This window comes from Amycolatopsis regifaucium, from assembly GCF_001613935.1.
In the GTDB taxonomy this organism is placed as follows: Bacteria; Actinomycetota; Actinomycetes; order Mycobacteriales; family Pseudonocardiaceae; genus Amycolatopsis; species Amycolatopsis regifaucium.
In genome coordinates this window covers 165,902-183,800 of the sequence record NZ_LQCI01000002.1, presented here as the reverse complement: position 1 = coordinate 183,800, position 17,899 = coordinate 165,902, and the positions used below count along the sequence as shown (strand labels likewise).

Annotated in this window: 17 protein-coding genes and 1 pseudogene; 10 read left to right on the top strand and 8 right to left on the bottom strand. The window is 68.7% G+C overall.

Annotation, left to right across the window (positions count from 1 at the left end; translation table 11 throughout):
• Positions 1-16: 16 nt before the first annotated feature.
• Both abc-f and AVL48_RS01860 read left to right on the top strand, forming a co-directional pair.
• Positions 17-1,639: pseudogene (abc-f, locus tag AVL48_RS01865) on the top strand (ribosomal protection-like ABC-F family protein); the annotation flags it as partial.
• A gap of 94 nt (positions 1,640-1,733) precedes the next feature.
• A complete protein-coding gene (locus AVL48_RS01860; RefSeq protein WP_061986473.1) occupies positions 1,734-2,579 on the top strand; it encodes an LLM class flavin-dependent oxidoreductase in 846 nt (281 codons plus the stop codon).
• Between the two features lie 180 nt (positions 2,580-2,759).
• Here AVL48_RS01860 and AVL48_RS01855 read toward each other — a convergent pair whose 3' ends face one another.
• The 3 genes from AVL48_RS01855 to AVL48_RS01845 form a co-directional block, all read right to left on the bottom strand.
• Complete coding sequence (locus tag AVL48_RS01855) at positions 2,760-3,647, bottom strand: sigma-70 family RNA polymerase sigma factor (RefSeq protein WP_061986660.1); 888 nt, start codon at positions 3,645-3,647, stop codon at positions 2,760-2,762.
• A 67-nt stretch (positions 3,648-3,714) separates the two neighbouring features.
• A complete protein-coding gene (locus AVL48_RS01850) occupies positions 3,715-4,752 on the bottom strand; it encodes a hypothetical protein (RefSeq protein ID WP_061986471.1) in 1,038 nt (345 codons plus the stop codon).
• Positions 4,749-5,930, bottom strand: coding sequence for a thiolase family protein (locus tag AVL48_RS01845; protein ID WP_061986469.1), 1,182 nt, complete (start codon positions 5,928-5,930; stop codon positions 4,749-4,751). Before AVL48_RS01845 ends, AVL48_RS01850 begins: the two co-directional genes overlap by 4 nt.
• 88 nt (positions 5,931-6,018) lie before the next feature.
• Here AVL48_RS01845 and AVL48_RS01840 point away from each other — a divergent pair, with 88 nt between their 5' ends.
• Positions 6,019-6,471, top strand: coding sequence for a winged helix-turn-helix transcriptional regulator (locus AVL48_RS01840; protein WP_061986468.1), 453 nt, complete (start codon positions 6,019-6,021; stop codon positions 6,469-6,471).
• Positions 6,472-6,494: 23 nt separating this feature from the next.
• On the opposite strand, the gene AVL48_RS01835 is transcribed toward AVL48_RS01840, so the two are convergent.
• Positions 6,495-7,073, bottom strand: coding sequence for a DUF2867 domain-containing protein (locus tag AVL48_RS01835; RefSeq protein ID WP_061986466.1), 579 nt, complete (start codon positions 7,071-7,073; stop codon positions 6,495-6,497).
• A complete protein-coding gene (locus tag AVL48_RS01830) occupies positions 7,070-7,354 on the bottom strand; it encodes an antibiotic biosynthesis monooxygenase (RefSeq protein ID WP_061986464.1) in 285 nt (94 codons plus the stop codon). The genes AVL48_RS01835 and AVL48_RS01830 overlap by 4 nt, the downstream gene beginning before the upstream one ends.
• Before the next feature lie 93 nt (positions 7,355-7,447).
• On the opposite strand from AVL48_RS01830, the gene AVL48_RS01825 reads away from it, so the two are divergent.
• Complete coding sequence (locus AVL48_RS01825; protein ID WP_061986462.1) at positions 7,448-7,996, top strand: TetR/AcrR family transcriptional regulator; 549 nt, start codon at positions 7,448-7,450, stop codon at positions 7,994-7,996.
• A 25-nt stretch (positions 7,997-8,021) separates the two neighbouring features.
• Positions 8,022-8,456 carry a VOC family protein gene (locus tag AVL48_RS01820; RefSeq protein ID WP_061986460.1) on the top strand — a complete coding sequence of 145 codons (435 nt, stop codon included), beginning with the start codon at positions 8,022-8,024 and terminating at the stop codon, positions 8,454-8,456.
• Between the two features lie 4 nt (positions 8,457-8,460).
• Here the strand turns inward: AVL48_RS01820 and AVL48_RS39430 are convergent, their stop codons facing one another.
• From AVL48_RS39430 to AVL48_RS01810, 3 genes are read right to left on the bottom strand one after another with little or no spacing between them, the layout of a single operon-like run.
• Positions 8,461-8,607, bottom strand: coding sequence for a hypothetical protein (locus AVL48_RS39430; RefSeq protein WP_162835874.1), 147 nt, complete (start codon positions 8,605-8,607; stop codon positions 8,461-8,463).
• Complete coding sequence (locus tag AVL48_RS01815) at positions 8,604-9,827, bottom strand: hypothetical protein (protein ID WP_061986458.1); 1,224 nt, start codon at positions 9,825-9,827, stop codon at positions 8,604-8,606. Before AVL48_RS01815 ends, AVL48_RS39430 begins: the two co-directional genes overlap by 4 nt.
• Complete coding sequence (locus tag AVL48_RS01810; RefSeq protein ID WP_061986456.1) at positions 9,824-10,180, bottom strand: cupredoxin domain-containing protein; 357 nt, start codon at positions 10,178-10,180, stop codon at positions 9,824-9,826. Before AVL48_RS01810 ends, AVL48_RS01815 begins: the two co-directional genes overlap by 4 nt.
• A 111-nt stretch (positions 10,181-10,291) precedes the next feature.
• Between AVL48_RS01810 and AVL48_RS01805 the strand changes: the two genes are divergently transcribed.
• From AVL48_RS01805 to nikE, 5 genes are all read left to right on the top strand, one after another.
• The gene (locus AVL48_RS01805) at positions 10,292-12,082 is read left to right on the top strand and encodes a hypothetical protein (RefSeq protein WP_244162595.1); all 1,791 of its coding nucleotides are present in this window, start codon (positions 10,292-10,294) and stop codon (positions 12,080-12,082) included.
• Positions 12,083-12,484: 402 nt separating this feature from the next.
• Entirely contained in the window at positions 12,485-14,272 is a 1,788-nt protein-coding gene (locus AVL48_RS01800) for an ABC transporter substrate-binding protein (protein WP_061986452.1), read from the top strand.
• 9 nt (positions 14,273-14,281) lie between these two features.
• The gene (locus AVL48_RS01795; RefSeq protein WP_061986450.1) at positions 14,282-15,313 is read left to right on the top strand and encodes an ABC transporter permease; all 1,032 of its coding nucleotides are present in this window, start codon (positions 14,282-14,284) and stop codon (positions 15,311-15,313) included.
• Complete coding sequence (locus AVL48_RS01790) at positions 15,310-16,215, top strand: ABC transporter permease (protein WP_061986448.1); 906 nt, start codon at positions 15,310-15,312, stop codon at positions 16,213-16,215. Before AVL48_RS01795 ends, AVL48_RS01790 begins: the two co-directional genes overlap by 4 nt.
• Positions 16,212-17,861: a nickel ABC transporter ATP-binding protein NikE gene (nikE, locus tag AVL48_RS01785; protein ID WP_061986446.1), complete on the top strand. Its 1,650-nt coding sequence runs from the start codon at positions 16,212-16,214 to the stop codon at positions 17,859-17,861. The genes AVL48_RS01790 and nikE overlap by 4 nt, the downstream gene beginning before the upstream one ends.
• Positions 17,862-17,899 lie beyond the last annotated feature (38 nt).

Below are 17,899 nucleotides of genomic sequence, written 5' to 3'. Positions count from 1 at the left end.
CCAGGAGGACGCCCCTATGCGTACCCCGTGTCGAAATCCCGGAACACAACTCGTGCTCTCCGGGGTCACGAAGCGTTTCGACGAGCATGTCGTGCTCGACCAGGTCTCCTTCAGTGTCAAGCCGGGGGAGAAGGCCGGTGTCATCGGCGACAACGGCTCCGGCAAATCCACGTTGCTGAGACTGATCGCCGGCCGCGAGGAAGCGGACAACGGCACGGTGACCGTCTCCGCCCCCGGCGGGGTCGGCTACCTCCCGCAAACGGTGGACCTGCCCGACACCGCGACGGTCGGGGAGGCGATCGACCTCGCGCTGGCCGACATCCGGGAGCTGGAATCCCGGTTGCGGGTGGCCGAGGTGTCGCTGGAAACCGCTGAAGACCTGGCCGCCTACGGTGATCTCACCGCCGCGTACGAAGCCCGCGGTGGCTATGAAGCAGACGCCAGGGTGGAGGTGGCGCTGCACGGACTCGGACAGCCGGGCCTCGACCGCGGCCGGGCGCTGGGCACGCTGTCCGGCGGGCAGCGGTCCAGGCTGGCGCTGGCCGCCACGCTGGCGGCGGCACCCGAGCTGCTGTTGCTGGACGAGCCCACCAACGATCTCGACGACGAAGCCGTCACCTGGTTGGAGAACCACCTCCGCGGGCATCGCGGCAGGCTTGTCGCGATCACCCATGACCGGATGTTCCTCAGCCGCGTCACCACCACGATCCTCGAGGTCGACGCCGGCCGCCGGACCGTGCACCGGCACGGTAACGGCTACGCGGGATATCTCGCGGCGAAGGAGGCGGCGCGGGCCAGGTGGGTCCGGGAATACGAGGAATGGCGGCTGGAAAAAGCCCGGCACGAAGCGCTGGCGGACGTCAACATCGACCGGTTCTCGGCGATCCCGCGCAAGGCCCCGGCCGCCTTCAGCGGGGCGGGCGCTTTCCGTGCCCGCTCCCGGGCACACGGGGCGATGAGCCGGATCCGGGCGGCCCGCGAGCGGCTCCAGCGGCTCGAAGCAGATCCGGTTCCGCGTCCGCCGCGGCCACTGCGGTTCACCGCGCGGATCGCCGCCGGGAAGGCGGAGCCCGCTCGGCCCGTGGCCAAGGTGGACGACGTGTCGGTGGCCGGCCGGTTGCCGCGGACGTCGCTGTGTGTGCGGCCCGGTGAACGGGTGCTCGTGACCGGTCCCAACGGGGCGGGCAAGACCACCCTCATGCGGGTGCTCGCCGGTGAGCTGACGCCGTCGACCGGGTCGGCGGAGCGGGACGGCCGGATCGGGTTCCTGCGGCAGAACGGCGGCCTCGCGGGCGACCCGCGGACCGTGCTGCAGGTGTTCGCGGCGGACGGTGACGAGGAAGAGGCCGCGGAGACGTTGCTGTCGCTGGGCCTGTTCCAGGGGCCGGATCTGCGCAAGCCGGTCCGGGACCTTTCGGTCGGACAACGGCGCAGGCTGGAACTGGCGCGGCTGGTGACGGCCGGTACCGACCTGCTGCTGCTCGACGAACCGACCAACCACCTCGCCCCGGATCTGGTCGAGGAGATGGAGCAGGCACTCGAGCGGTACACCGGCGCTCTCGTCGTCGTCACTCACGACCGGCGGATGCGGCGGACGTTCGAAGGCAGGCGGCTCGAGCTGGCCCCCGGGCCGGTCGCCGTTCGAGGAGGTCCCGAAAGTGTCGCGCATAGTGAGACGGTGAACACCGAGACGAGCACTCGGCGTAGCCTTCTTCGACGATGACGTTGGGGAGATGATCGACTTGACCGGCAGCACGGTCCGCCATGCCGTCTACTTGCCACCTTTCGGCCCGTTCGGCGAGCCCGCGGTGCTCGTGGACCTCGCTGTCCGGGCGGAGGCGGCGGGCTGGGACGGCTTCTTCCTGTGGGACCACGTCGTCGCGGACACGATGCCCATCGCGGATCCGTGGACGACGCTCGGCGCGATCGCGCACGCCACCACCCGGCTGCGGTTCGGACCGATGATCACCCCGCCCGCGCGGCGCCGCCCGTGGGTGGTCGCGCGGCACGCGTCGACGGTCAGCAGGCTTTCGGGTGGCAGGCTGATCCTCGGCACGGGTCTGGGTTCGGACGAATCCGGTGACTTCAGCCGGTTCGGCGAGCAGACCGACCTGCTGACCCGGTCGGCGATGTTCGACGAAGGTCTCGACGTCATCCGCGCGATCTGGTCCGGCAGGCGATTCGACCACGACGGCGCGCACTATCAGGTCGCGCTGGCCGAGTCGCCGCCCGAGCCGCACCCGATCCCGATCTGGGTGGCGAGTTCCACGGACAATCCGCGAGTCGTCCGGCGGGCGGCGCTGTGCGACGGGATCTTCCCCAATCCCGAGGACCACACGCCGACGGCCGAAGAAATCGCCGAGACCCACCGCGCGCTCGGCATGGCCGGGCTGGAACCGGGACGGCCGTTCGACGTCGCGGTCGCGGGGAACGCGAGTCCCGCCTGGGAGGAGCCGATCAAGGTGGACCTGCCCTCGCTGGCGCGGGCCGGGATGACGTGGTGGATGGAATCGCTGATGCACCTCGATCCGCTGGAGCTTTCGCAGCAGATCGTGGACGCGGGTCCGCCGCGGTGGTGATCAACCGCCGTCCTTGATGGACACTCGTGCCGTCCTTCGCCGCGGAACGGTTACGGTGTCTGGATCCGGGACCGCATCCGCACCGCGGACAACTTCCCGGCCTCCTGATCCCGGCAGCGCGCGTGTCATGACGGGTCCCCATAGGACGAACAGTGTCCTATGGGGACCTTTCATGACATCTCAGCCGAGCGGCTCGAAGTCGAGCGAGGCCAGCCTGTCCGGGTCGGCGAGGATGTCGATCTCCGCGATCTTCCCGTTCACGACGGTGAAGGCGAAGAGTGTCTGCGGCACGCCGTCCTTGGTGACGAGCATGCCGGCCGCGCCGTTGACCAGCACCGGCCGCGGAACCGCGCCGATGCCCGTCTGCCGGAACATGAGCGCCTGGTTCGCGACCATGGCCGCCCCGCGCAGGGAGCGCGAAGTCCCGGCCGGGGCCGCGCCACCCTCCGCGCGGAGCAGGACGTCCGGGTCGAGCACGGAGACCAGGGCGTCGAAGTCGCCGTCCCGCGCGGCGGCGAAGAACGCGTCCACCACCTCCCGCTGACGGTTCAGATCCGAGTCGGGGACGGTCGGCGAACCCTGCAGACGGCGCCGGGCGCGGCTGGCCAGCTGCCTGGTCGCGCCCGGCGACCGGCCCACGATCGGCGCGATCTCGTCGAACGGCAGGGCGAACATGTCGTGCAGCACGAACGCGAGCCGCTCGGCCGGGTCCAGGGTGTCGAGCACGACCAGGAGCGCGAGCCCGACCGAGTCCGCCAGCAGGATCTCGTGTTCCGGGTCGATCCCGCCCTCGTGGCCGATGATCGGGTCGGGCAGCTGCGCGCCGACCGGGTCCTCGTGCCGCGACTTGCGCGAGCGCAGCATGTCGAGGCAGATCCGGCCGACGACGGTGGTCAGCCAGCCGCCGAGGTTGTCGACGTCCTCACCGCCGGCCCGGCTCAGCCGCAGCCAAGCCTCCTGCACGGCGTCGTCCGCTTCGTTCAGCGAACCGAGCATCCGGTACGCCACCGCCCTCAGGTGCGTCCGGTGCCCTTCGAAGCGCCGCGCCAGCCAGTCGTGTTCTTCCACGGTCCCCATCCTTCTTGCCTGTCCGTCGTAACCCTGACGGATGGGGGACCGGCGATGTGACAGAGGCTCACCGGGACATCCGGTAGCCGCCGTCGACCTCCTTCACCGGCTTGTGCGGGAACCGGCGTTCGGCGTAGGCCTTCGCCGCCGAATCCGGGCGCACGTACAGCGTCTCCACCTTGTCCTGCAGGGGTTTGACCACGGTTCCGAGGAAGCCGCGGCGGTCGTCGAGGTAGGGGCCGAGCACGTCCTCACCCGCCGGGCAGACGGCCATGCAGTAGGCGGCCTTGTAGTTAGGTTTGAACGCCAGGCTCTGCCACATCGACACGTTCTCCGAGTCGGTCACCCTGGACCGGAAGTCGGCGGCGTCCTCGCTGTCGGCCACGGTCTGCGCCCAGTCGGTGAAACCGCTCATGAACTCGCGGTAGTTGTGCGTCGAGCAGGCGAGGAAGTCGAACTCGCCGGTCTTCGAGATCGCGCCGATCGGACAGGCCGCGACACACAACTTGCACTCCAGGCAAGGGTTGTAGTCGAGGGCTTCGCCGTAGGTGGAGACCTCGGCGTCGAGCAGCAGCGTCGCCAGAAGCACGAAGTTGCCGAACTTCGGGTGGATGACGTTGCGGTGCAGTCCCATGGCACCGAGTCCGGCGGCGACGGCGACCGTCTTGTGCGCGACCACCCAGATCCGGCCGGGATAGTTGTCCATCTCCATCGGGAAGGTCGCCGACGGGTTGATCGCGCGGTAGCCGGCGTCCTGCAGCGCCCGGACGATCGTGTGCCCGGCCTCGTTGATGATCTCGCCGCTGCGGTGGAACTCCTGGTTGGCGACGCTGCGGGCGGGGGAGCGGACATCGTCGCGGTTCATCCGGACCACGAGCGAGACCAGGGTCTTGGTGCCCGGGAGCGCGCGCAGCACGTGCTCCCGTTCACCCGCCAGCTCCGGATGGTCCAAGGGGACCGCGGCCGCGTCGTCGGCGCCCGCGGCGAGACAGATCTCCTTGAGCCAGGCGGCGTCGATCACCGCTGACGGCCGGTCGCGCGGTTTGGCGAGGACGGCCTGTACCGACGGATGGGCCGCCAGTTTCTTGGGCAGCCGGTCGGTCACAGCGCCTCCACGATGGTCGCGTTGGCCTGGCCGCCGCCTTCGCACATCGCCTGCAGGCCGTAGCGGGCGCCGTGGTGGTGCAGGGCGTTGACGAGGGTGCCCATCAGCCGGGTGCCGCTCGCGCCGAGTGGGTGGCCCAGCGCGATCGCCCCGCCGTGGACGTTGACCTTGGCCGGGTCGGCCCCGGTCTCCTGCTGCCACGCCAGTACGACGCCGGCGAACGCCTCGTTGATCTCGAACAGGTCGATGTCGGCCAGGCGCAGACCGGCGCGCCGCAGCACCTTCTCCGTCGCCGGGATGACACCGGTGAGCATGAGCAGCGGATCGGAGCCCGTGACCGCGAAACTGTGGAGCCGGGCGCGGGGCCGGAGACCCAGCCTGGCCGCGGTCTCGCTGGAGGTGATCAGCACGGCGGAGGCGCCGTCGTTGATCGGGCTGCTGTTGCCCGCGGTCACCGACCAGTCGATCTGCGGGAAGCGTGCGGCCACAGCCGGATCCTGGAACGCCGGCCGCAACTTGGCGAGGGTTTCGAGGTCGGTGCGGGGCCGGACGGACTCGTCGGTGGAGACCAGGCCGGACGGTGTCTCGATCGGCACGATCTGGCTCGCGAACCGGCCGAACTCGTGCGCTCGGGCCGCCTTCCGGTGCGATGACACGGCGAACTCGTCCATCGCCTCGCGGCTGAGTGACCACTTCGCGGCGATGAGTTCGGCGCTGATCCCCTGCGGTACCAGGCCTTCCGGATAGCGCTCGGCCACCCCGGGGCCGAGGGGATCGGTACCGGGCAGCACGTTCGACCACATCGGGACGCGGCTCATGGACTCGACACCACAGGCGATGACGACGTCGTAAGCGCCGGCCATCACGCCTTGCGCGGCGAAGTGGACTGCCTGCTGGCTGCTCCCGCACTGCCGGTCGACGGTGGTGGCGGGCACGGTTTCGGGCAGCCCGGCCGCGAGCGCCGCCCAGCGCGTGACGTTCTGGGCCTGTTCGCCGACCTGGTCCACCGCGCCGCCGATGACGTCGTCGATCAGCGCCGGGTCGAGCCCGTTGCGTTCGACGAGTGCCCGCAAGGTGTGGGCCAGCAACTGGACCGGGTGGATCTCGTGCAGGGCGCCGCCCGGCTTGCCCTTGCCGATCGGGGTACGGACGGCGTCCACGATGACCGCGTCGTGCACGGCTGCCTCCAAGGTAAGTTGGGATTTCCAACTCACTGTGGCATCGAGTGGGTTGGAAATCAAGACTTACTGGGTTTACGCTGGTCGCATGACCGAAGGACCGAGGGACTGTTCGATCGCCAACGCGATGGAGGTGATCGGGGAGCGCTGGAGCCTGCTTGCGCTGCGCGAGGTGTTCTTCGGGGCGCGGAGGTTCGACCAGATCATCCGCAACACCGGGGCGAGCCGGGACATCCTGACCGCGCGGCTGCGCAAACTCGTCGAGGCGGGAATTCTCGAGAAACGCCTCTACGAGGAGCATCCGCCGCGATACGAGTACGTGCTCACCGAGGCGGGGCACGCGCTCAACCACGTGCTGCTGAACCTCATGGCGTGGGGCGACAAGTACGTCACGGAAGGGCCGCCGCCGACGGTGTGGCGGCACGCGTGCGGTGCGGAACTCGCGCCGGAGACGGTGTGCGCGCACTGCCGCGAACCGGTGCGGGAGAGGGACATGACGCTGGTGCGAAGTACGCGGCGCGTCCGGGATCAAGGTGTCTAGCCGTCATTACTGCTCACGAGGTTTCAAGAGCGAGCCTTCCACTCCCGTTCGATCATGCGCATCAGCGCGGGGTAGACGAACAAGTAGCGGAATGGCTTGATGAACCCCATGTACGCCCGGCCGAACCGTCCATTGGGCTTGACCAGTACCGCCAGCTGACCGCGATAGCACCCCGGCCCGTCCTCGATCCGCGCGAGGTGCAGGACGCCGTGCATGGTCCGGTTCGCCAGCTCCGCGGCGAATTCGTCGTCCAGCCGGTAGACCGGGGTGAACGGCAGCCATTCCTCGTCGGGGCCGGTGGGGGTGTCGCGGAGGTCTTCCGGTAGCCGGTCGCGGAGTGAGCCGACCCGGGTGTCGAGGCCGGAATCCCGTTTGTCCAACTGAAACAGTGCGCCCAGCTTCCACCGCAGCGACCACAGTGCACGGACGATCGCCGGGGCTCCGTCGGGGAAGTTGCCCGACGCGAACTGCTCGATCAGCTTGGGGAAGTCGCCGGGACCGCCGGGAGTGCCCAGCGCCCAGACGTCTTCGAGCTCGAAGTCGACGGCGATCTCATGGATCCGCCAGGAACGTGTGGTGTGGGCCGTGTTCGCGAGTTTCATGCCGACACCAGTTGGACGATCTCGCGGGGGCGGACCTCGCGGTCGTCGAAGGCGACGTCCACGTCGGCCGATCCCAGCGCTCGCATCGAAGCCGCCTGGGCCGCTTCGGATTCCCAGCGTGCGATCGACACCACGGCGTCACCGTCGGCGGTGACCCAGCATTCGGCCGCGAGGCAGCCCGGCGTGGAGCGGAGCACCTCGGCGACCCGCTGGACCCGCGAGACGAAGGCGTCGTGATGGTCGGTGTGCGGGTAGTGCGTTGCCACGAAGCCGACAGTCATGTCGTTGATTCCTCCCAGTATGTTCCGCCATCTATACGGTAGCGTATATATCGCCGTCGCAGATGACGGCGTGACGGGGGATACGGTGGTCGCATGGCCGCAGAGACCCGGACACCGCCGCAAGCGTGGATCGACGCGGGGCTGCGGGCGCTGGCCGCCGGAGGCCCTGGCGCCGTCCGCGTCGAGGCGCTCGCGAAGACGCTGGGGGTCACCAAAGGCGGCTTCTACGGGCATTTCGCCGACCGCGGCGCGCTGATCGAGGAAATGCTGGCCACCTGGGAACGGACGAGCACCGGCGAGCTGATCGTGAGCGTCGAGCGCGAAGGCGGCGACGCCAGGGCGAAGATCCGGCGGGCGGGCATGCTCATCACCGAGCGCGTCCTGGCGGTCGACCTCGCGATCCGCGACTGGTCCCGCCGTGATCCCGACGTGGCCGAACGGCTCAGGCGGGTCGACAACCAGCGGATGGACTACCTGCGTTCAATGATGCGCGAGATCTTCGCCGACGAGGACGAAGTCGAAGCCCGCTGCCTGCTGGCGTTCTCGCTGCTCGTCGGCAAGCATTTCATGGCCGCCGATCACGGTGGCCGCAGCCGCGACGAGGTCACCGAGCTCGCCGGGACCCTGCTGCTCAAGGCCTAGTACGCGCGCCGTTAAGGTGGGCCGAATGGCGTCGGCAAAACATTTTCAGGTCACCTTCGACTGCGCGGAACCCGAACGGGTCGCGCGTTTCTGGTGCGAGATCTTGGGTTACGTCGTGCCGCCGCCCCCGGAGGGGTTCGCCACCTGGGACGAGTTCGAGCGCACCCTGCCGCCTGAGGAACAGGGCAAGTCGTTCGTCTGCAGTGACCCCACCGGGGTGGGCCCGCGGCTGTACTTCCAGCGCGTACCCGAAGGCAAGGTCGTCAAGAACCGGGTGCATCTCTGCGTGCGGGCGGGCACCGGCCTCGTGGGTGACGAGCGCCTCGCCGCGCTAGAGGCCGAACGTGACCGGCTGGTCGCGCTCGGCGCGGTATGTCAGCGGGTGATGCTCGCGGACGGCGTCAACGAGTCCTGCATCGTGATGCAGGACATCGAAGGCAACGAGTTCTGCCTCGACTGACCGCTTATTCGTCGTCCTCCTCGGGAGTCGTCGGGACCTGCTTGCGGGCGACGTAGATGAGCAGTCCGATGATCACCACGGGGCCGACGAAGATGAGGATTTCGTCCCAGCCGCCCTGGTGCATCATCATCACCCGCGCCGCGATGGTCATGAGCCGGAGACCAGCGCGATCCCGAGTGCGGTGTAGCCGATCATCAGCGCCAGCATGGGATATTGGCCCACCTTGACGTAGTTCGCGCGCAGCACGCCGACGGAACGATCATGTGCCGAGGTTACGGCCAGCACGTGCCCGGCGACGATTCCGGCGATCTGCACCAGCGCGATCACGCCGGTCGAGACGACCGTGTAATCGATCGCGCGCCCGAAGCCCTGCTGCCCGGAGAACACCGCGAACGAGAAGTAATGCGCGACCGTGTACCCGACCATGATCGGGATGAGTGACGGCGCGAACGCGGGATACGGGTCGAATCCGCGCCGCAGATAGGGCCTGGTCAGGCTGATGGCGCCCGCGTACGCGCCGTAAGTGAGTGCGATACAAGCCGCGAGTCCGGCGGTTCCTCCGAGAACGCCGGCGTCCAGCGACGTCCAGAACGGAAGCCGGGTCAGGCCGTCGAACGCCGTCGAGCCCAGCACCACGAGGACCAGGGCGGTAAGCCACGGCGCGGGGGAGAGGGCGAGCAACCCGTCCAGCGGATTCCGGAGCACGAGCCGCCCGTCGGCTCGCCTGCCGAACGGGGAGAGACCCGCGATCAGGCTCGCGTAGATCTCGAAAGCGTCGCCACGGTCGAACCAACGCGGACCGAAAACCACGCCGAACGCGATATGTATAACGGCATACACGGTGGCGAACAGGGCGATCGCGCGCGGTGAGTCGGAGTGGGGATAGACCAGCTCCAGCCAAAGAAACGCCAGGAGGCCGACGATCGCGGGCAGATAGCCCCACCTGGGCGGAAGTTCGCGACGTCGGAGGGGAATCAGCGACGCGATCGTCCTCAGTGGATTGAGACGTCGCCAGACCGGGCCGAACACCAGCGAAAGCGGCACCAGGCCGACCCAGAACCAGACGTAGAACCAGGCCGGAGCGGGGTTGTCGGCCGACCCGGCGGGACCGGTCCACGCCATCGCGAGGAAGCCTCCGAACAACACCACGCCGAGCACTCGCGACGTTACCCGGAGGAACGCGCTGTCGATGAACCGTTGCAGGCGAAGGGGAAGTGCGCGGCCGGCGTCGGCGCCGCGAAGTCTGGGCTCCTTCCAGAGCACAGTGAGCGCGAAGAAGGACACCACGACGGCCGCCGCCCCCGCGTAGAGCGCGAGCCACAGCGGGACCGGCAGATCGGACCGGCCGCCGAGACCGTGCGCCAGGCTCATCCGCCCACCCGGAGCCTGGTCACCGCCGCGCCGCTCTTGTGCAGTTCCACCTCGAAGATCCCGTCGATGTTCGCGGTGAAGGCGACGGTCCCCGGAACTCCGGGGGAGAGCTGGGCGGCCTTGTCGTAGCCGTGAACGTGCAGTTCGTCCGCCCGGTCGGAGGTGACCTCCAGTGCGACGTTCTCGCCGGTGCGCACCGCGACCTCTTCCGGGCCCGCAGTGCGTTTGCCCTCGGTGATCGAGAACTTCACCGTCCGCGTGCCGGTGGTGTTGGCCGGCTCGGAACCGGTCGATCCCGAACAGCCCGTCACGGCCAGCAGTACGGCCACGGCGATCCCGCCGATCCTCCGCATCGAGGTCCCTCCAAGTCGTACGCCCCGGCTTGCCTGTCCGGGACCTTGCCCCTATCGTGTTACCCCAAGGTAACAGTTACTTAGGTTAGCAGGAAGGCGAGCACGGTGTTCATGGCTCAGGAGAGCCCGCCTGCCGGCGGCGCGCAATTCGGGCAGATCGTCATCGCGGGCCTGATGTTCACCGCGGTCTTCCTGCCTCTGGCTGTTTTCGTCCTCCGCGAGCGCGCGGGGAAGCGGACCGTCGCCGGTCGTGTCGCCGACTGGATGGGTGACTTCAGTGGGCTGCCGCGCTGGGCCGCGCTGCCGATGGTCGTCGCGTTCCTCTCCGGGATGTCGGCGCTGATCGGCGTCTACTGGGACGTGCCGATCCACATGGAACTCGGCCGCGACGAAGGCCCGCTCGCGAATCCGTCGCATTATCCGATCTACTTCGGACTGATGGGCATCTTCGCCAGCGGCGTGCTCAGCGCCACCCTGGCGACGAGGGATCTGCCGAAGCGGACTTTCCGCATCGGCCCCCACTGGCGCGCCCCGATGGGCTCCATCCAGATGATGGCTACCGGTCTGGTCGGCATCGCGGGTTTCCCGCTCGACGACGTCTGGCACCGCCTGTTCGGCCAGGACGTCACCGAATGGGGACCCACGCACGTACTGATGATCGGCGGCGGCGTCTGTGTCGTCCTCGGTCTGCAGCTGCTGCTCGGCGAGGCGCGCCAGGTCGGCGCGACCGGACCGATCGTGCGCCTGCTCGGACCGGTCCTCGCCGGTGCCTGGATGATGGGCGCGTCGGCGTTCCTGATGGAGTTCGACCTCGGCGTGCCGCAGTTCCCGATGTTGTCGCAGGTCGTGCTCGTCGGCCTGATCGGCGCCTGGACGCTGACCTACGGACGGCTTTCGTGGGGCCCCGGCGGTGCGCTGATCGTGGTCGCGGTCTTCCTCGCCTCGCGGGCTTCCTTCACCGTCATCCCGCTGTTCGCCGACCTGCACGTGGCGTCGCTGCTGCCGTACGTCGCCGAAGCGCTGATCATCGAGGTCGTCGCCCTGGTGATGCGCGGACGGCAGGGGTACTCGTTCGCCGCTGTCGCCGGTCTGCTCGTGGGCACGGCCGGGATCCTCGCCGAGGCGGCGTTCACCCAGTGGCTGATGCCGAATCCGTGGCCGACGGCCCATCTGCCGTTGTTCGTCCTGTTCGGGACCGGTGCCGCACTCGCGGGTGCGTTCATCGGTGTCTGGCAGTACCAGCGGGTCGAGGAGACGGCGACCCAGGTGCCCACGACCGGCCCCCGGCACTCGATCGGGCTCGTCGGCGCGCTGGGCGCGGTCGTCCTGATGTCGTCAGTCGCTGTTCCGGCGGATCCGGAAGCGGGGTTCACCGCGGACGTCCGGCTGACCGAGGCCGCCACCGGGTTGCCGATCTCGAATCCGCACGGTGGCGGGACGCCCCGATGGGTCGACGCGACCGTCACGATCTCCCGGCCCGACCTGGCCGACGACTCCGTCTGGCTGAACGGCTTCGCTTGGCAGGGCGGCGACTTCTTCACGGCGCCGCTGGAGAAGATCGGCGAGGGTGTGTACCGCACGGCGCAGCCGCTGCCGGTGTTAGGCCAGTGGAAGACCGGGATCCGCGTACATGTGCCGAACCGGGTGATGGGACTCGCCCCGATCTACGCGCCCGCCGACCCGGCCGCGAACGCGCCGGCGATCGACGCGGCGTCCGGCTCGCGCCCGTTCATGTCCGAGATCGAGTTCCTCCAGCGGGAACGGAAGTCCGAGACCCCCGCTGTGTTGTGGACGGTCGCCTACGCCGTCGTCGGACTGATCTTCGCCGGGATGTGGGCGCTGTTCGCGTGGCTGTACGCGGCCGCCGCCAGCGCGCGCCGGCGTGAGGTCTCCGTCGGCTGAACCTTTCGCCCCGTCGCGTTTCGTCCTCTGAGTGCGGTACTTGCGCGTGCAAGGACCGCGATCAGAGGACGAAACGCTTTGCTCCCACTTGGTCGCCACGTATCGATTGAGCATCATCGGGCGCAAGCCTTTTGCAAGCACGCTTCCCTTGAATGCCCAGGACACCGCACGTGTTCCCACTTCACGCGCCGAATCAGTGACTCAAAGCTACTTTGCTCACACGCAAAGTAGCTGTCGACCACGCGATGACGTCCACCGTGCACGATCGGTATTGGCGAGTCATTGCGCGGTTACCGCGACATGTGGTTACTTTTCCGCCTCGGGGGTTGGCACACAGCGAATTTCGATGGGGTGGTCTTCGTGCGCACAGAGCGTTTTCCCAGACGACGGCGCGGTCTCCGCGTGGTGGCGGTCCTCGCCGCGTCGGCGGTCGCGACGGTGCCTTTCGCGCCGGTCGCGATGGCGCAGCAGCAGGGCAAGGTGCTGCGGGTGGCGCTCACGACCGGCATCGACCACCTGAACCCCTTCACCGCCACGCTGTCGGCGGCGACGCAGGTCGGCCGGTTCAACTACGAGTTCCTGACCCTGCCTTCGGCCGAGGACACCCAGCCCACGGGCGGGGTCGCGGAGTCGTGGAAGACCTCCGACGACAAGCTCACCTGGACCTTCGCCATCCGCCAGGGGATGAAGTGGTCCGACGGCAAGCCGGTGACCGCGCAGGACCCCGCGTACACCTTCCAGCGAATGCTCGACGACGAGAACGCCCGCACCGCGAACGGCAGCTACGTCACGAACTTCGCGTCGGTGTCGGCGCCGGACGACAAGACGCTCGTCATCAAGACGAAGACGCCGCAGGCGAGCATGACCGCGCTCGACGTCCCGATCGTGCCCAAGCACATCTGGGAGCCGATCAAGGACCTCAACGCCCCCTCGACCGACGAGATGGCCGTCGTCGGCGTCGGCAGCGGCCCGTACCTGCTGACCGAGTACAAGAAGAACGAGTTCGTGAAGTTCAAGGCGAACAAGGACTACTGGCGTGGCGCGCCCAAGGTCGACGAACTGCAGCTGCTGCAGTTCAAGGACGCCGAGGCGGCGGTGAACGCGCTCAAGCAGGGCGAGGTCGACGTCATCAACCGGCTCACGCCGACGCAGTTCGACGCGCTCAAGGGCGAAAAGAACATCACCACCAACAAGGCGCCTGGCCGCCGGTACAACGAGCTCATCATCAACTTCGGCGTGAAGAACGTCGCCGACCAGCCGATCGGTGACGGCAACCCGCTGCTGAAGGACATCCGCGTCCGCAAGGCGATCGCGCAGGCCATCGACACCGAGTCCATCGTCCAGAAGGTGATGAGCGGCTACGGCCAGCCCGGAACCGGCGTCGTGCCCGCCATCTACAAGGCCTACACCTGGACACCGTCCGACACGGAGAAGACCAAGTTCGACATCGCCGCGGCGAACGCCACGCTCGACCAGGCGGGCTTCGCCAAGGGGCCCGACGGTATCCGGGTCGCCCCCGGCGGCGCGAAGCTGGAGTTCCGCCTCGCCGGCCACGCGAACCGCCCGTTCGACCAGCGCACCGCCCAGTTCGTGACCGGCTGGCTCAAGGACGTCGGCATCGGCGTCAAGCAGGAACTCGTCTCCGACGACGAACTCGACGACCGCACCACCGCGGGCAACTACGACCTCGCCATCTCCGGTTACGGCACCTCACCCGACCCGGATTACGCGCTCTCGCTCAACACCTGCGCCGCCCGCCCGAACGCCCAGGGCAACGGCGGGACCTCGGCCACCTTCTTCTGCGACCCGCAGTTCGAAGAGCTGTACAAGAAGCAGCTGACCGAGTTCGACCCGGCCAAGCGCGCCGAAATCGTCAAGCAGGCCCAGGCCGTCCTGGCGAACCAGTACGTCGACGTCGTCCTGGACTACGACAACGTGCTCGAGGCCTACCGCTCGGACAAGTTCAGCTCGTTCACCAAGCAGCCGCAGCCCGATGGCGCGATCCTCGAGCAGTCCGGCTACTGGGGCGTCTACGGCGCCACGCCTGCCGACGCGGCCGCGGCGAACTCCGACGACGGCGGAAGCAACACCGGACTGTGGATCGGCATCGGCGCGGTCGTGCTCGTGGTGCTCGTCGGCGGCGGTGTGCTGCTCGGACGGCGCGGCAAGTCCGCCGAAGACCGGGAGTAAAGGACAGCGTTGAGCGAGGCACTCAGTTCTCTCGACCAGACCTCGGTGCTCGTCGACCCCGACGAGCACCGAGGCGGGACCGGCACCACGCGGTTCGTCCTCACCAAGATCGGCGGCGCGCTGGCGAGCCTCGCGCTCGTCGTCGTCCTCGGCTTCTTCCTGTTCCGGACGCTGCCCGGCGATCCCGTCCGGTTCATGGTCCGCGACCGGCCGACGGACCCGGTGCGGATGGCGGAGCTGCGGGAGCAGATGGGCGTGGACAAGCCACTGCTGCGACAGTTCTGGGACTACGTCGTGGGCTTGTGCCAAGGCACCATGGGCGATTCCTATCTGCTGAAGCGTCCGGTGATCGACATGATCGGCGAGCGGTTGTGGCCGACCATCCTGCTCGTCGGCAGTGCGACCGTGCTCGCGATCGCGCTCGGCCTGTGGCTCGGCATCCGCGCGGGCTGGCGCCGGGGGAGCAGGTTCGACAAGGTCCAAACAGGACTCGCGCTGACCCTGTGGTCGGTCCCGCAGTTCTGGCTCGGGCTCATGCTGCTCGTCGCGACGAACGGCCTCTTTCCCAGCCGGGGCATGCATTCCCCGGACGTCGAGCCCGGCTTCTTCAGCGAAGGACTCGACGTCCTCCACCACCTGGTGCTGCCGTGCGTGACCCTGCTGGTGGTGTTCTACGCCCAGTACATGCTGGTCATGCGCTCGTCGTTGATCGGTGAGATGAATTCCGACTACCTCACCACCGCGCGGGCCAAGGGATTGCGGGACGACCTCGTGCGCAAACGGCACGCGGTTCCCAACGCCCTGCTCCCGACGGTGACGCTGGTCTTCATGCAGTTCGGCATGGTGGTCTCCGGGGCGGTCTCGGTCGAGGCAGTGTTCAGCTGGCCGGGTCTCGGGCAGCTGCTCTACGAAGCGCTTCGCGGTCCTGATCTGCCTGTGCTGCAAGGCGTCTTCGTCACGCTCGCCGGCGCGGTGGTGCTGATGAACCTGCTCGCGGAATTGCTCTACCGCGTGCTCGACCCCAGGGTGCGGACGGCATGACGACAGCGGAAAAACCCGGTTCGATCGTCTGGCGCCGCCGCCGCGCGGCCGTGGCGAAGCACTGGCACGAGTTCACCACCAACAAGGCCGGCGTCTTCGGCCTCGCGTTCCTCGCGAGCATCACGGTGCTGGCCATCCTGGCGCCGGTGATCTCGGACGAGTCCGGCCTCGACGTCACCAAGGCCACCGGCGGTTCACTGCAGCCGCCGAGCGGGGAGTACTGGCTCGGTACCGAAATCGACGGCCGCTCGGTGCTGCTCATGACGTTCTGGGGCGCGCGGATCTCGTTGCTCGTCGGCTTCTCGGCCGCGTTCCTCTCGGTACTGATCGGCACCGTCGTCGGGATCGCGGCCGCGCATTTCGGCGGCTGGCTGTCCGGGCTGCTGCTGCGGTTCACGGACTTCTTCCTGGTGCTGCCGTCGCTCGTCCTCGCCGTGGCGCTGGCCTCGGTGCTGGAGCAGGGCACGGCGACGGTGATCGTCGCGATCGGCGTCACCGCGTGGCCGAGCACCGCGCGGCTGGTCAGGGCCCAAACCCTGACGATCGAAGGTCGTCCGTACATCGAGCGCGCGAAGGCGCTCGGCGGCGGCCATCTGCACATCGTCGGCAAACACGTCCTGCCGGGCGTCATGCCGCTCGTGCTGGCCAACACCACCCTCGTCGTCGGCAACGCGGTCATCGCGGACGCGACGCTGGCCTTCCTCGGCGTCGGCAACCCGAACAGCATCTCGTGGGGCGCCATGTTGCAGGCCGCGCTGAACAACGGCGCGATCAGCAAGGGCGCCTGGTGGAACCTGTTGCCGCCGGGTATCGCGATCGTCGTGGTCGTCCTCGCCTTCACCCTCGTCGGACGCGCGCTGGAGACCGTGCTGAACCCGCGCCTGAAGGGACAGCACTCATGAGCCCCTTGCTGGAACTGAAGAACCTCGGTGTCACCTACACGACCGGCAGCGGCGAGGTCGCCGCCGTCCGGGGCGTCGACCTGGTGCTCGAACCCGGCGACACCCTCGGGGTGGCGGGGGAGTCGGGCTCGGGGAAGTCGACCGTCGCGATGAGCGTGCTGCGGCTGCTGCCGCGGTCGGCGAAGATCAGCGGAGAGATCCTGCTGGACGGCGAAGACGTCACGGCCATGAAATGGGGCAGGCTGCGCGCGGTGCGCTGGGCCGAAGCCTCGGTCGTGTTCCAGGGCGCGATGCACGCGCTCAACCCGGTCCGCAAGATCGGCGAGCAGATCGCCGAGCCGATCCGCCTGCACCCGCCCGGCGGCAAGGCGCCCTCGGACGCCGAGGTCCAGGCCAAGGTGGCCGAACTGCTCGAACAGGTCGACCTGCCGCCCGGCCGCGCGGGGGCGTACCCGCACGAGCTGTCCGGCGGTCAGAAGCAGCGCGTCATGATCGCGATGGCGCTGGCCTGCTCACCGCGGCTGATCATCGCCGACGAGCCGACCACCGCACTCGACGTCGTCGTCCAGGCTCAGGTGCTCGCCCTGCTCGGCAGGCTGGTCGCGGACCAGGGGATCGGGCTGATCATGATCAGTCACGACCTGTCGGTGCTCGCCGCGACCTGCCGCCGGATCGCGGTGATGTACGACGGCGAGATCGTGGAAGAACGGCCGAGCGCGGAATTGATGACCGCGCCACGGCACGAACACAGCAAGGCGCTGGCGGCCGCGTTCCCGACCGTCGGCGATCCGGCATCCCGGTTCGCGCCCGCCACCAGCACGCCACTGCCACCGGAACCGGAACGCGTCGCCGACCAGCCCGCGCTGCTGGAGGCCGAAGACCTGCGCGTCAGCTTCCGCGACCGCACCGGCAAGCGGATCAACGCCGTGGCCGGAGTGAGTCTCCAGGTGCGGAAGGACGAGATCGTCGCGCTGGTCGGCCAGTCCGGCTCCGGCAAGACGACGCTGGCCCGGACACTGCTCGGGCTGCAGAAACCCGACTCCGGGGCGGTGCGCTACGACGGCGAACCCGTCCCGCTCGGCGGCGCCGGGCTCAAGGCGTACCGGCGGCAGGTCCAGCTGGTCCTGCAGGACCCGACCAGCGCGCTGAACCCGAACCACACGGTGTACGAGGCCGTCGCGGAAGGCCCGCGCATCCACGGCCTGAGCGCGGACGAGCACGAGATCGTCACCAAGGCCCTCGAAGCGGCCGAACTGCGGCCGGCGGAGAAGTTCCTCGACCGGCTCCCGCACGAGTTGTCCGGCGGGCAACGGCAGCGCGTGGTCATCGCGGGCGCGCTCGCGCTGAACCCCGGCGTGGTCGTGGCCGACGAACCGGTGGCGTCGCTCGACGCGTCGGTGCGGGGAGAGATCCTCGCGCTGCTGCTGCGCCTGCGGCGTGAGCTGGGACTCGCCGGACTCGTGATCACGCACGACCTGGGGCTGGCGTGGAACATCGCCGACCGGGTCGCGGTCATGTACCGCGGGGAATTGGTGGAGGTCGGTACCGTGGAGGAGGTCCTGCTGGACCCGAAACACGAGTACACGAAGTCGCTGCTCGCCGCGTTGCCGGGAGGTACCGCTCAGCGGGCGGCGGCGGACCGCTGAGCGACGGGATTCCCGTCTCCGACGCGGGAAACACCCAT

Bases quoted from the DNA above. Each gene is read 5' to 3' on its own strand.
- AVL48_RS01815 (WP_061986458.1), bottom strand. From the start codon at position 9,827: ATGAGCCTGGCGCACGGTCTCGGCGGCCGGTCCGATCTGCCGGTCCCG.
- AVL48_RS01820 (WP_061986460.1), top strand. From the start codon at position 8,022: ATGGCGTCGGCAAAACATTTTCAGGTCACCTTCGACTGCGCGGAACCC.
- AVL48_RS01840 (WP_061986468.1), top strand. From the start codon at position 6,019: ATGACCGAAGGACCGAGGGACTGTTCGATCGCCAACGCGATGGAGGTG.
- AVL48_RS01805 (WP_244162595.1), top strand. From the start codon at position 10,292: ATGGCTCAGGAGAGCCCGCCTGCCGGCGGCGCGCAATTCGGGCAGATC.
- AVL48_RS39430 (WP_162835874.1), bottom strand. From the start codon at position 8,607: ATGACCATCGCGGCGCGGGTGATGATGATGCACCAGGGCGGCTGGGAC.
- AVL48_RS01830 (WP_061986464.1), bottom strand. From the start codon at position 7,354: ATGACTGTCGGCTTCGTGGCAACGCACTACCCGCACACCGACCATCAC.
- AVL48_RS01790 (WP_061986448.1), top strand. From the start codon at position 15,310: ATGACGACAGCGGAAAAACCCGGTTCGATCGTCTGGCGCCGCCGCCGC.
- AVL48_RS01860 (WP_061986473.1), top strand. From the start codon at position 1,734: ATGATCGACTTGACCGGCAGCACGGTCCGCCATGCCGTCTACTTGCCA.
- AVL48_RS01825 (WP_061986462.1), top strand. From the start codon at position 7,448: ATGGCCGCAGAGACCCGGACACCGCCGCAAGCGTGGATCGACGCGGGG.
- nikE (WP_061986446.1), top strand. From the start codon at position 16,212: ATGAGCCCCTTGCTGGAACTGAAGAACCTCGGTGTCACCTACACGACC.
- AVL48_RS01810 (WP_061986456.1), bottom strand. From the start codon at position 10,180: ATGCGGAGGATCGGCGGGATCGCCGTGGCCGTACTGCTGGCCGTGACG.
- AVL48_RS01835 (WP_061986466.1), bottom strand. From the start codon at position 7,073: ATGAAACTCGCGAACACGGCCCACACCACACGTTCCTGGCGGATCCAT.